This window comes from Alphaproteobacteria bacterium, assembly GCA_040216735.1.
GTDB lineage: Bacteria > Pseudomonadota > Alphaproteobacteria > SHVP01 > SHVP01 > CALJDF01.
In genome coordinates this window covers 85,276-98,915 of the sequence record JAVJOO010000010.1, presented here as the reverse complement: position 1 = coordinate 98,915, position 13,640 = coordinate 85,276, and the positions used below count along the sequence as shown (strand labels likewise).

Annotated in this window: 11 protein-coding genes; all 11 read left to right on the top strand. The window is 63.6% G+C overall.

Features of this window, described 5'->3' with window-relative positions; all coding sequences use genetic code 11:
• The first annotated feature begins 31 nt into the window (after positions 1 to 31).
• The 11 genes from ruvX to RID42_17745 all read left to right on the top strand — a co-directional run bounded on the left by ruvX (position 32) and on the right by RID42_17745 (position 13,640).
• Positions 32 to 532: a Holliday junction resolvase RuvX gene (gene ruvX, locus RID42_17795; GenBank protein ID MEQ8249532.1), complete on the top strand. Its 501-nt coding sequence runs from the start codon at positions 32 to 34 to the stop codon at positions 530 to 532.
• Positions 525 to 1,469, top strand: a complete 945-nt coding sequence (locus RID42_17790; protein ID MEQ8249531.1) for a hypothetical protein — start codon at positions 525 to 527, stop codon at positions 1,467 to 1,469. Before ruvX ends, RID42_17790 begins: the two co-directional genes overlap by 8 nt.
• Before the next feature lie 40 nt (positions 1,470 to 1,509).
• Positions 1,510 to 2,481 (top strand): aspartate carbamoyltransferase catalytic subunit, encoded by a 972-nt coding sequence (locus tag RID42_17785; protein ID MEQ8249530.1) that lies wholly within the window; start codon positions 1,510 to 1,512, stop codon positions 2,479 to 2,481.
• Positions 2,478 to 3,767 carry a dihydroorotase gene (gene pyrC / locus RID42_17780; GenBank protein MEQ8249529.1) on the top strand — a complete coding sequence of 430 codons (1,290 nt, stop codon included), beginning with the start codon at positions 2,478 to 2,480 and terminating at the stop codon, positions 3,765 to 3,767. The genes RID42_17785 and pyrC overlap by 4 nt, the downstream gene beginning before the upstream one ends.
• Before the next feature lie 8 nt (positions 3,768 to 3,775).
• Positions 3,776 to 4,585 (top strand): glycerol-3-phosphate acyltransferase, encoded by an 810-nt coding sequence (locus tag RID42_17775; GenBank protein ID MEQ8249528.1) that lies wholly within the window; start codon positions 3,776 to 3,778, stop codon positions 4,583 to 4,585.
• A gap of 3 nt (positions 4,586 to 4,588) precedes the next feature.
• On the top strand, positions 4,589 to 5,686 hold the full coding sequence (gene dprA / locus RID42_17770) for a DNA-processing protein DprA (protein MEQ8249527.1): 1,098 nt from the start codon (positions 4,589 to 4,591) through the stop codon (positions 5,684 to 5,686).
• Between the two features lie 7 nt (positions 5,687 to 5,693).
• Positions 5,694 to 6,824 carry a tetratricopeptide repeat protein gene (locus RID42_17765; GenBank protein ID MEQ8249526.1) on the top strand — a complete coding sequence of 377 codons (1,131 nt, stop codon included), beginning with the start codon at positions 5,694 to 5,696 and terminating at the stop codon, positions 6,822 to 6,824.
• Between the two features lie 174 nt (positions 6,825 to 6,998).
• Entirely contained in the window at positions 6,999 to 9,692 is a 2,694-nt protein-coding gene (gene topA / locus RID42_17760; GenBank protein MEQ8249525.1) for a type I DNA topoisomerase, read from the top strand.
• A 4-nt stretch (positions 9,693 to 9,696) separates the two neighbouring features.
• Positions 9,697 to 11,928, top strand: a complete 2,232-nt coding sequence (gene rnr, locus RID42_17755) for a ribonuclease R (protein ID MEQ8249524.1) — start codon at positions 9,697 to 9,699, stop codon at positions 11,926 to 11,928.
• A 59-nt stretch (positions 11,929 to 11,987) separates the two neighbouring features.
• On the top strand, positions 11,988 to 12,731 hold the full coding sequence (locus tag RID42_17750; GenBank protein MEQ8249523.1) for an NUDIX domain-containing protein: 744 nt from the start codon (positions 11,988 to 11,990) through the stop codon (positions 12,729 to 12,731).
• Positions 12,732 to 13,640 (top strand): alpha/beta hydrolase, encoded by a 909-nt coding sequence (locus RID42_17745; GenBank protein ID MEQ8249522.1) that lies wholly within the window; start codon positions 12,732 to 12,734, stop codon positions 13,638 to 13,640.

The window sequence follows — 13,640 nt, the reverse complement described above, 5'->3', positions numbered from 1 at the left end:
GGGCAAAATCGAGCGGACCCTAACACTCGTCATGTGTCCAAGCAAGACCAGCGATCTGACCCAGCTACGCGCCCGATTGGGCCCGGGCGAACGCCTATTGGGGCTCGATGTCGGAGCCAAAACCGTCGGAATCGCGGTTTCGGATGGCCGCCTGAACTTGGCGACCCCCGTTTCCACCCTGCGCCGCCGCAAGTTGAAGGACGATGTCGCAGCGCTCCAGGCGTTGATCGAGACGCGCAATGTTGGCGGTCTAGTCATCGGTTTGCCGGTGAATATGGACGGAACCGAGGGGCCGCGGTGCCAGTCGGTGCGTCAATTCGCCGAGAACATCGGACAGTTCATCGACCTCCCGATAGCGTTCTGGGATGAACGGCTATCAACGGCGGCGGTCGAGCGGTCGTTGATCGCCCAGGACGTCTCCCGGCGGCGACGCGAGACGGTGATCGACGCGCACGCGGCCGCCTACATCCTGCAGGGCGCCTTGGACCGCCTGCACGGCATGGCAACGGAGGAGCTGGATCGCGATGGCTGAGGTCGTTGCCAGCACAATTCCGGCCTTTCTACTGATCCTCCTGGGCGGGGCCCTATTCCACCGCCAGTTCCTGCCCGCCGATACCTGGGCGGCGCTACAGAAGCTCAACTATTACTTGTTCTTACCGGCGATGTTCGTGGCCGGCCTCGCTGGAGGCAATGAATTCGCGGCGATCCCGCTTTTCGGTCTCATCGTCGCGGTCGCATTCGTCCTCGCCGCGGCGAGCGCCGCGGTCTGGCTTTGGTACACCCGCGACGCCCAGGCGGCGGAACTCGGGCCACAACTTCTCGAAGCCGCGGTACGCGCCAATGTTCCCTATGGCATGGCCATCAGCCTCGCTGTTGGCGGCACCGCCGGCCTGCAAACCTTTCTGATCGCCGCTGCAACCTATCTGCCGACGGTCGTTGTGGCGGGCGGCGTCTTCAACCAGCTAATTGGCCGACGGGATAGCGATGCGGAAGCCGACCAGGAGCAGGCGATCGCGACCGCGTTTCGCCTTCTCGCCCGTAACCCGATTGCCGCCGGCATCGTCCTCGGCGCAGCCCTCAACGTGCTGGGCATTCCGCTTGCCACGGGACTAAACGAACTGGTTCGAGCGGCCGGTTTTGCGGCGATCCCGATCGGCCTGCTGGCGACCGGGGCAGCTCTCAGCGTTGCAGCGGCGCAAAATACTTTGGACGCCGCGCGCCGTACCGTAGTTGCGGTTGTTACGCTCAAACTTATCCTGCTGCCGGCCGTCGCGGGCCTCGCGGCGCTTGTCTTTGGCTTCTCGGGCGTGGCAGCGACGGCCCTGGTCGTGATCGCGGCGTTGCCGGGCGTCGTACCTCGCTTCACGGTGGTTGGCGAAGCAGCCCAAAGCCTTCTACCCGGTATCACGACGATCGCGACAGCACTGTCGGTTCTTACCGTGCCCGTTGCCCTGTGGGTGTTCAGCTAGATATCGACCGCCCGCGCGAATCGCGTATAGTGCGCCTTTAATGACATCGCCTCCCGCAACGCCGTTTCCCCACCGCCATCTGCTGGGCATTGAGGATCTTTCGCCCGCTGAGATCACAGCCTTGCTGGATCTCTCGGATGTTTACGTCGAGCTGAACCGACGGCCTGAAAAGAAACTGAACCGGCTTCGCGGGCGAACCCAGATCAATCTCTTTTTCGAGAACTCGACCCGCACAAAGACTTCGTTCGAACTAGCCGGGAAGCGGTTGGGCGCGGATGTCATCAACATGTCCGTCGAAGGGTCCGCCATCAAAAAGGGCGAAACGCTGATCGATACGGCGATGACCCTCAATGCGATGCAGCCCGATACCATGGTCATTCGTCATGCAGATAGCGGCGCGGCGGACCTTTTGTCGCAAAAGGTGACCGGGTCGGTCATCAACGCGGGCGACGGCAGCCACGCCCATCCCACCCAGGCACTCCTCGACGCCCTGACGATTCGGCGACGCCTCGGCCGGCTCGAAGGGCTGACGGTGGCGATCTGTGGCGACATTCTCCACAGCCGGGTCGCGCGTTCCAACATCCAACTCCTCGGGAAAATGGGCGCTTTGGTGCGGGTTGTGGCGCCGCCGACGCTTCTGCCAACCTACGTCGAGCGGCTCGGCGTCGAGGTTCACCACGATATGGTCGCGGGACTGAAGGACGTCGATATCGTCATGATGTTGCGGCTTCAGTTGGAGCGGATGACCGGCGCGTTCGTGCCCTCGATCCGGGAGTACTTCCGCTACTACGGACTGGATCGGGAAAAACTGGCCCATGCAAAACCCGATGCCTTGATCATGCATCCCGGACCGATGAATCGGGGGATTGAAATCGACACCGAGGTCGCGGACGACATCAACCGCAGCGTGATCCGCGAGCAGGTCGAGATGGGCGTCGCCGTGCGGATGGTGTGCATCGACGCACTGGTTCACCAGAAGATCGAGCATCCAGCGGAAATGGCCGTAACGTGACGAAGACCGTTGCCTATACCAACGCGCGACTGATCGACCCCGTGAGCGGAACGGACGGCCCCGGCGATGTCCTGACGATCGGCGATACGATTGCCGATGTCGGCAGGCTGTTCGGCGACGGGACGCCCGAGGACAGCACTGTCGTAGACTGCGGTGGCCATTGTCTGTCGCCCGGGTTGATCGACATGATGGCGACCTTGGGCGAACCCGGCCGCGAACATAAGGAAACGATCGCTACCGGCACCCGGGCGGCGGCGGCAGGCGGCGTCACCACCATCGTCGCGTCGCCCGATACCCGGCCGATTATCGATGAAATCGCCCTTGTCGAGTTCATCGAGCGCCAGGTCCAAACCGCCGGCGTGGTTCGGGTCCTGCCCGCGGCGACGATCACCAAAGGAATGGGCGGCCAGGAGATGACCGAAATCGGCCTTCTCCAAGAAGCCGGCGCGGTCATGTTTACCGATGGATACAAGAGCATCGTCAACGCCCAGGTGTTGCGGCGGGCGCTCTCCTACGCGTCGACGTTCGGCGCGTTGATTTCCCACCACACCGAATTGCCGGACCTCGTCGGCAACGGCGTCATGAACGAAGGCGAAACGGCGACGCGCCTGGGCCTTGCGGGTATTCCGAACGTCGCCGAGACCATCATGCTGGAGCGCGATATTCGGATCGCGGAGGTCACCGGTGGGCGGTATCACGCGGCATCGATCTCGACCGCAGAGTCCGTCGAAGTGATCCGCCGCGCCAAGGACAAAGGCCTGAAAGTTACGTGCGGGGTCGCGCCGTACCATTTCGCACTGAACGAAAACGAAGTCGGCCACTACCGGACATTTGCAAAGGTGAGCCCGCCGCTGCGCCGCGAAGGCGATCGCGAGGCCATTGTTGCTGGACTTGCCGACGGCACGATCGACGTGATCGCCAGCCACCACCGTCCCGAAGACCCCGAAGCGAAACGCCTCCCCTTCGCCCAGGCCGCCTTCGGCGCGGTCGGTCTCGAGACCCTGTGCGTCATCGGCCTCGAGCTCTATCACAAAGGTCGATTGTCGCTCCCGGATTTGATTGCTCGACTGACCTTGGGGCCGGCGGGAATTCTTGGGCTACCCCAGGGGCGTCTCGCCCGCGGCGCGCCGGCCGACTTGGTCCTTTTCGACCTCGACAGACCGGCGCGCATCGACGCTGCCGCCTTCCACAGCAAATCGAAGAACTCGCCATTCGATCAACGTCCCGTCCAGGGCCGCGTTCTGCGGACCGTCGTGGCTGGATCGACGGCTTTCGAAGCCGCGTAGAGGCGCCAATGCCCGATCCCGTCGGCGACCTTAGTTTCACCTGGCCTTATTTCGCGGTCTTTATCGCGTCGTACCTTGTTGGATCGATTCCCTTCGGTTTGATCCTGACGCGGTTGGCGGGCTTGGGCGATATCCGCACCATCGGCTCCGGCAATTTCGGCGCGACTAACGTTCTGCGGACGGGCCGCCGTTCGCTCGCCGCCCTGACACTGCTGCTCGACGGGTTGAAGGGTGCGGGACCGGTGATCCTGGCCGACCATCTGTTGTTTCGCGACCAGGCGGTGATGGCCGGCGCTGGCGCTCTCCTCGGCCATCTTCTGCCCCTGTGGCTCGTCTCTTCCAGCCCGCGCGGTCTAGGCTTCGCGGTTCGGGAAGCGCTTCTGCTTGTCGTTGGGGCGGGTGTTGCGTTGCTGGGCAAAGGGGCGGTGAGTTTGGTCGGCGCCGCTTTGCTCGTCTCTAGCACCTTTTTTGCTTGGGGAGGCAAGGGTGTCGCGACCGGGCTCGGCGTCCTCTTGGCACTTAATCCCGTCGTCGGCGTTCTGGCGTGTGCGACATGGCTGATTTTAGCTCTGGTCTTTCGATACTCTTCATTGGCAGGCATCGGCGCATTTGTGGGCGCGCCTATTTTTGCGCTGCTATTGGCCAACGCCCCGTTGGCGGGGACCTACTGGTCGGACCCGCAGCGCGTCGAGTTTTCGGTTTTTGTTGCCGTTCTGGTTTTGATTAGGCATGCCGGAAATATTCGGCGACTTCTGAGCGGAACCGAACCAAAGATCGGGGCGCGCAAGGTAGGGATAGACGGCAACGGAGGAGAGTAGAGCTTGGCCCTAGCGGATCGCGAGATCGTCGATCGGATTAGACTCATTCGCTCCGAGTCGGTCGGGCCGGTCACCTACCGAGAACTCCTCCAACGATACGGTGGCGCGACCGAGGCCTTGGCGTCGATTGCCGACCTCTCACGGCGCGGGGGCCGAACCAGACCATTGCGGATCGGCTCGGTGGACGATGCGGCGCGCGAGTTGGACACAGCCGCTCGCGCCGGCGCCCGAGTTATCGTTCACGGTACGCCAGACTACCCCTCCCTCCTGCACGAGATCGCCGATGCACCGCCGATTCTCTTCGCGGTGGGACATGTTGGCCTTCTCAATGGAGAGAGCGTGGCCCTGGTTGGCGCGCGCAATGCATCGGCAGTCGGCATGCGGTTCGCCCGCGACCTGGCCGGCGATCTCGGTCGGCAGGGCATCGTCATCGTCTCCGGCCTTGCGCGGGGAATCGACACCGCCGCCCATCGCGGCGCCCTTGCTTCGGGGACGATCGCGGTGCTGGCCGGTGGCCTCGACAACGTCTATCCGGCGGAGAACGAACCGCTTTTCCGAGACATCTGCGCCCAGGGTTGTGCGATTTCCGAAATGCCGTTCGGAACAGTGCCCCAGGCGCGTCATTTTCCACGCCGGAACAGGATCGTTTCGGGCCTGGCCAAGGCCGTCGTCGTAATCGAAGGCGCCGCGCGGTCGGGATCGCTCATCACGGCTCGTCTTGCCGCTGAGCAGGGTCGGGACGTGCTTGCAGTCCCTGGCTCGCCACTCGATCCTAGGGCCCGCGGACCGAACACCCTGATCAAACAGGGTGCGGCACTGTGCGAGGGCGTCGAGGATGTATTGGCTGCGCTTAGCATGCCGCGGCGCCAGGACCTGCATAGCCGTACGGTCGAGGAAGCCGCGCCACTGCCGATAGCGGCCGACATCGACGCGATACGATCGGCGATCGTTGCCAACTTGAGCTTCGCCCCGATCGATATCGACGATCTGGCGCGGAGCTGCGACGCCCCCTCTCCGCTTGTCGCGACGACGCTCCTCGAACTTGAACTTGCCGGCAGGATCGAGCGCCTACCCGGACACCGCGTCCAACTGGCCGCCTGACCCAATCATGAACGCAACAACCTCCGCTAAACATCCTGCCGCGAACGAACCGACCGACGTAAAAGCGTTGTTCGAAAAAGCCGTGGATCTGCACCAACGCGGCCAACTGAGCGAAGCGCGGATCTTGTATGAACGAATTCTGCGTCGGACGACTTCGCCGCAGGTCGCGTGCAATCTCGCCACGATCCTCCGCGCCCAGGGTGAGGTCCGTGACGCGGAGGCGCTGTATCGTCAGGCACTCCTGGCCAAACCCGAATTTCCCCAAGCGCACAGCGGGCTTGGTAACGCGCTACGCGATCTTGGACGGCTGGACGACGCGGTGGCGGCCTACAACGTAGCCCTAAAGCAGGACCCGGCGTTGCGCGAAGCGCACGTCAATGTCGGCAACGTATTGCAGGGGCTTGGCCGCTATGCCGCCGCGGCCGATCACTTCGCGCGCGCGCTGGATCTATACCCTGACGACGAAGAGACCCGATTCACCCTGGCCGCCATTCGCGGCGAACCGCGCATAAGCGCGCCGCCAGCCTACACCAAGAACCTGTTCGACTCGTATGCTGATCGATTCGATAAGCACCTCACCGACGATCTGAAATACGACGTCCCGCGCCTCATGCGGTCGGCGGTGGATAAGGTACTCGGCGAGTCCGCAGCGCCAGCATCGCAGCGTGTCGTAGATTTAGGTTGCGGCACGGGGCTCTGCGGCGTTGCGATCGCCGACCTTGCCGCAAGCCTGCACGGGACCGATATCGCGCCGCGCATGGTGACAAAGGCGCAAGAGCGGAACATCTACAACGACATCGTCTGTGAGGACGTCGTGTCCTATTTGACTGCCCGACCGGGTTCCTTCGACCTCGCGCTCGCCGGCGATGTCTTTATATATGTGGGCGATATGGAGCCTTGTTTGTGCGCCGCCGCCGATGCCTTGACACCCGGCGGCTTGTTCGCGTTCAGCGTCGAAAGTCATGCCGGAGAAGGCTTTGTCCTTAGGTCAACCGCACGTTTTGCCCACGCGCCAAGCTACGTACGTGCGCTGTGCGAACAAACCGGCTTCACCGTGGCGCTAAGCCAAGATATCGAGGTAAGGCTTGATCGCGGCTTGCCCGTGCTTGGCCAAATCTACGTCCTGCGACGACGCTAAACCGTCGATTCCCTTAACGAATTCTTCAGTCGGGCGTTGTTACCGCTGGTTCACACCGGCGTGGCCCGCAATTGACACTGCCTTCGCTTTTGGACTAAGTGCTGGCCGCTCAACATCCGCCCCCTGGCGGTTTGAGTACCAGCGACAAGCTTCGGGAACCATAGCGCGCACATTATGAACGTTGTCGTCGTCGAATCACCCGCCAAGGCCAAGACGATCAACAAGTATCTTGGCGACGACTACATTGTGCTGGCGAGTTACGGCCACGTGCGGGATCTACCCTCGAAGAACGGCTCCGTCGACCCCGACGCCGACTTCGCCATGACCTATGAGACCGATCCAGGATCGGCCAAACACCTCAAGGCGATCGCCCAGGCTCTGAAGGGCGCCGGACACCTCTACCTCGCAACCGATCCGGACCGCGAAGGCGAAGCCATCGCCTGGCATGTTCTGAACGCATTGATCGAGATGCGCGCCGCCGAGGGCGTCGATGTCAAACGCGTCGTGTTCAACGAGATCACCAAGAACGCGGTCCAAGAAGCGATGCGCCATCCGCGCGATATCGACATGGACTTGGTCAACGCCCAGCAGGCGCGCCGCGCGCTGGACTATCTCGTCGGGTTCACGTTGTCTCCGGTTCTGTGGCGCAAGCTGCCAGGCGCACGGTCGGCAGGACGCGTCCAGTCGGTGGCCTTGCGGTTGATCTGCGAGCGCGAACTCGAGATCGACAAGTTCATCCCGCAAGAATATTGGTCGATCGCGGCCGATTTCAGAACCGGCGACGGGGCAACGTTGCCGGCGCGACTGGTTCAGTTGCGCGGCGAAAAGCTCGACAAATTCTCGCTCAAGAACGAAGCCGACGCGCAAAACGCGTTGGCCCTGATCCAAGCGTCACCCGGATTTTCGGTGGCCGATGTCGCCGCCAAGGAAACCGCGCGCCATCCACCGCCGCCGTTCACGACATCGACCCTGCAACAGGAAGCGTCGCGCAAACTCCGTTTCGCCGCCCGGCGCACGATGCAGGTTGCCCAGCGTCTCTACGAAGGGGTCAATTTGGGCGGCGAGGTCACCGGCCTCATTACCTATATGCGGACGGACGGCGTACAGATTGCCAACGAAGCGGTCGCGGGTTGCCGTCAGGTTATCCAGACCCAGTACGGCGCGCCCTACGTCCCCGAGAGCCCACGGGCCTACAAGACCAAGGCAAAGAACGCGCAGGAAGCGCATGAAGCGATCCGCCCGACCGATCTTTCCCGCCTGCCGCGCGACATGGCGAAACATCTCTCCCCCGAGCAGGCGCAGCTCTACGAACTGGTGTGGAAGCGGACAATCGCGAGCCAAATGGCCAGCGCCCGGCTTGAGAACGCCAGCATCGACATCGCGGCCAACGACGGCAACAGCGCTTTCCGCGCCACCGGCCAAATCATCCTGTTCGACGGGTTCCTGAAACTCTACCAAGAGGGCCGGGACGACGTATCGAGCGACGACACAGGAGACGCGGACCGCGCCCTGCCGAAGGTTGCGGCGAAAGACCCGTTGGAGCGCGGCGAGGTCAAGCCGGCTCAGCATTTCACCGAACCCCCGCCCCGCTTCACCGAAGCGACCTTGGTCAAACGGTTGGAAGAATTGGGGATCGGCAGGCCGTCGACCTACGCGTCGATCCTTTCCGTCCTGCAAGATCGCAACTACGTCCGACTTGAGAAATCGCGGTTCTTCGCCGAGGACCGTGGTCAGTTGGTCACGGCGTTTCTGGTGAGTTTCTTCGAACGCTACGTCGAGTACGATTTTACCGCCGACCTAGAGAACCAGCTCGACGAAGTCTCCGCCGGGAACGTCGATTGGAAAAGCGTTCTGTCGGCATTTTGGCGCGACTTCACGATCGCGGTCGGCGGCACCAAAGAACTGCGGGTCCGCGAAGTGCTCGATTCGCTCAACGAGATCCTCGCCGATCACGTCTTCCATCCCAACGAGGACGGCGTCGATCCGCGCAAGTGCCGGGCGTGCGAAACCGGCAGCCTGAGCATCAAGCTGGGTAAGTTCGGTGCCTTCGTCGGCTGTTCCAATTATCCCGAATGCAAATTCACCCGCGCGCTAGGCGATGCCGGCGACGGCAACGGCGGCGGATTAGTTGGCCCCCGCGAACTCGGCGTGGACCCAACGACCAACGAACAGGTCACAGTCCGCAAGGGCCCCTACGGGTTTTACATCCAGCGCGGCGAAGCCGAGGGCGACACCAAGCCAAAGCGGGTAGCGATTCCCAAGGGCGCCGATCCGCACGAGCTCAAGTTGGAGGAAGCCGCCCGGTTCCTGTCGCTCCCGCGCGAGGTCGGCAAGCATCCGGAAACGACGAAAAAGATTAGCGCCGGTATCGGCCGCTTCGGACCCTATATCCGCCATGACGGCGAATACCGCTCGCTCGGCGACGACGAAGACGTCCTGACTGTCGGCCTCAACCGCGCCGTGGCGCTGCTGGCGGAACCCAAACGCCGACGCGGCCCGAAGGTACTCAAGACGCTCGGCGAACATCCCGACGACGCCAAGGCCGTGGCGGTCCTCGAAGGACGCTACGGTCCCTACGTCAATCACGGCTCGACGAACGCGACATTGCCCGGGGGCACCGAACCCGCCGACGTTACACTTGAGGTCGCGCTCGGCCTCCTGGCAGAACGGGAGAAGAAGGCGGGCAAGAAATCAAAGAAGCCTGCGGCCAAGAAGGCCAAGGCGAAGAAAGCCAAGGCCAAAAAGCCCAAAGCGAAGAAGGCCAAGGCAAAGACAGCCGCCAAAGCCGGGGGCAAGAAGGTTCGCGCCGCATCGAAAACTTCGACGAAGAAGACCGAACCGGAGCCGCCTCCCGCGGCCGACGAGTAGTCGTATGGCGCGCGGCGGACGCTCGGCGCATTTCCCCACACGCGACGAAATCCTCCGATATATCCAGGACAACCCGGAGCACGCCTCCAAGCGCGATGTGGCTCGCGCCTTCGGAATCAAAGGCGATGCACGCAAGCAACTGAAAAGCGTCATTCGCGAACTCATCGATGAAGGAAGCCTTGAGAGGCGCCGGGGCCGCCGCATCGGCGATCCCAACAAACTGCCCAACGTCACACCGCTCGAAATCAGCGAAATCGATGTCGACGGCGAACTTTGGTGCCGCCCGGTCCAATGGGAGTCCGAAGAAGACGCACCGCGCATCCTCTTGATTCCGGACAAACGCCGCGCGGGCGTTCCGGCGCTCGGCCCCGGCGACCGGGTTCTCGCCCGGATCGTCGAGAAAGAAGAAAATACCTACGAGGCCCGCATCATGCGTGTGATCGGGCGTGGACCGGATCAAGTCGTGGGCGTATTCGAACTCGTGAACGGCCAAGGGCGCATCCATCCGGCGGATCGCAACGGGCGCGACCTATGGGTGTCAGGCGCCGACAGCGGCGGGGCCAAACCCGGCGATCTGGTGCAAGCCGATATCCTGCCCGCCCGCCGCCTTGGCCTCCAGCAGGGCCGCGTCGTCGAACGAATCGGCGAGAAAGGCGACGCCCGCGCGCTCAGCCTGATTTCGATCCATACCCACGATCTGCCAACGCGATTCGAGCCCGACTCGTTAGCCCAGGCAAACGCCGCGAGCGTTCCATCGCTAGGCAAGCGCACCGATCTGCGCGGCGTCCCGCTGGTGACGATCGATCCCGAAGACGCCCGCGATTTCGACGATGCGGTGTGGGCGGAACCCGATGACGACCCCGCCAACCCCGGTGGGTGGCATCTTCTGGTCGCGATTGCCGACGTTGCGCATTACGTGCGCGCGGGGACGGCGCTGGACCGAGACGCATTGAAGCGCGGCAATTCGGCCTATTTTCCCGACCGAGTCGTACCGATGCTGCCCGAAGCGTTGTCGAGCGGAGTGTGTTCGCTGCGGCCCGACGAAGACCGGGCATGTATGGCTGTCGAAGCCTGGATCGACCGCGACGGCAACAAACGCCGTCACCGTTTCGTGCGGGGGTTGATGCGCTCGGCCCACCGATTCACCTATGCCCAAGCACAAGAGTTGTTCGAAAACGAAAGCGACACCGGTGCGCTACGCGAGCGTATTGTCCTGCCGCTCTACCGTGCCCACGACGCACTGACGAAGGCGCGCAGCGCGCGCGGACCGCTCGCGCTCAACCTTCCCGAACGGATTGTCCGTCTAGCGCCCGAAGGAGACATTGTCTCCGTCGAGCCGCGCATCCCGTTGCGAAGCCACCAGTTGATCGAGGATTTCATGATTCTCGCCAACGTTTGCGCGGCCGAAACGCTTGAAGAGAGAACCACGCCCTGCATGTACCGTATCCATGAAGAACCGGATCGCGAGAAACTTGCGGCGCTCCGGGATTTTCTTAAGTCGATGGATCTGAGCCTTGCCCCCGGCCAGGTTCTGCGGCCGAAGGCGTTCAACGCGATTTTGGCCAAGGCCAACGGGACGCCTGCCGCCCACTTGATCCACCAAGTCGTCCTGCGTGCCCAGGCACAGGCGGTCTACAGCCCCGACAACATCGGTCACTTCGGTCTCGCTTTGCCGCGGTACGCTCATTTTACCTCGCCGATCCGCCGCTACGCCGACCTGCTGGTCCACCGCGGTCTGATTGCCGCGTGCAAACTTGGCAACGACGGGTTGCCGCGGCCCGACTCCACCGATTGGCGCCAAGTCGGCGAACGCATCTCGCGGGCCGAGCGCCGGGCGATGGCCGCCGAACGCGATGCGGTCGATCGTTTCACCGCGCTCTTCCTCAGCGAGCAGGTCGGGGCGACCTTCGAGGGCCGGGTGAGCGGCGTGTCCCGTTTCGGCCTCTTCGTCACGTTGGAAGAAAGCGGTGCCGACGGCTTGGTCCCGATCCGGACCTTGGGCGCCGAGTTCTTTCAACACGACGAAACCCAGCACGCCTTGATCGGCGAACGCTCCGGCGAGACGTGGCGCCTGGGCGATCTCGTCACGGTAAAACTCCAAGAGGCCGATCCAATCGGCGGGCGTTTGCGGTTGGAAATCGTCAGCGAACCGCTGGCCCATAGCAAACCTGGGGCCGCCCGCAAACCGCGCAAGGGCGGGCGGCCAAGCGCCCGGCGCGGCACCAAGCGGCGTTAGGTGCGGGCGAGCGACGCTACCGGGTTCTACACCAGGGTAATCTCAGGTAGAACTCCTGTATGAGCGACAATGCCGCGAAGGCAAAATACCCCCGCGACGCCGCCAGCCTGATCTTGGTGCGCCGGCGCAACGATGAGGCCGAGGTCCTGATGGGCCGCCGCCCGCGGCGCCAGACGTTCATGCCCGACGTCTATGTCTTTCCAGGCGGCGCGGTAGACCGGCGTGACGGGTACGCGGAAATCGCCAGCGACTACCACCCGGCCGTCAATAGCGCGCTCACCCGGCACTGCACGCCGCATCGCGCACGGGCGCTCGGCTTGGCGGCGATTCGGGAAACCTACGAAGAGACCGGCCTGATGTTCGGCCTGCCGGCCCAATCATTCACCGCGCGGCCACCGGAAGGCTGGGCGGCATTTGCCGAGGCTGGCGTCAAACCGTCGCTCGACGCGCTCGGGTTGGTGGCCCGCGCGATCACACCCAAGGGCCCGCCGCGCCGCTTTCACGCCCGGTTCTTTGTCGGCGATGCGCGACACCTCCAAGGCGACTTGCGCGACACCGACGAACTCCTCGACCTGCGCTGGGTGCCGCTCAACCGAACCGACACGCTGCCCCTCGCCAACGTCACGGAGCTGGTCTTGCGCGAGGTCGGCCTCGCCCTGTCGCGCCAGCCCGAGGAAGATGCCGGTCTGGGGATCCCGTTCATTACCCGGCGCATGGGTAAGCGGGTGATTCGCTACGAAATGGGAAACGGCCGCATCGTGCGCGGCTTGTTCGAAGCGCCAGTGGACGCCGACGAGGGCTAAGTGCCCATCCACCCCCAAGCCCAGGCGGTCATCGATGGCAACGGATGGAGTACGCTCGATCCCGCCGTGGTGGGCGTGGACACGTTGCGACAGGCGATGAATACCCGGCTGATCGAACTGGCCGGTGTAGGCCCGGCATTGCACGCGGTCACCGACGATCTGATCGATTCAGGAACTGGACAGATCCCCGTCCGCATCTACCAACCCGTCGCGCCCGATACCCCGTTGCCGGTCTTCATCTATTTTCACTCCGGCGGCTATTGCGTCTATGACATCGACACGGCGGATGCGCAGTGCCGCACAATCGCGCTTGAGACGCGTTGTATCGTCCTGTCGGTCGGATACCGGCTCGCCCCCGAAGCCAAATTCCCTGCGGCGGTCGACGACGCCTGGGCCGCCCTGCAATGGGCCGCGTCGTCACCTGCGGCGCTCAACGCCGATCCGGCCCGGATCGCCATCGGCGGCGAAAGCTGCGGCGGGACGTTGGCCACCGTCTGCGCGTTGCTGGCGCGGGACGGAAATGGACCGGCGCTACGGCTGGTTGTCTTGTCGTGCGCGCTGTTGGAGATGGGCCGGCGCGACCCTTTGGCGCCGCCGTCGCTGGCAGGGTGGATGCGCGACCAATATCTTGGCGACCCTAACGATGCCGACGATTTCCGCGCCTCGCCGCTGCGTCATCCCGACCTCGGGCGCCTTCCCCCGCACCTCATCCTCACCGGCGAGTTCGATGGGCTAAGGGGCCAATGCGCGGCCTACGCGGCAAAACTAGACGCCGCGGGGACTACGGTCACCTTCAAGGAATTTCCCGGGATGATCCACAATTTCACCGGGATGGGCGCCGCCCTCGACGATGCCGCCCATGGAATTTCCATGATTTCTGCGGGTTTGCGGTCGGCTCTTGGCGATTGA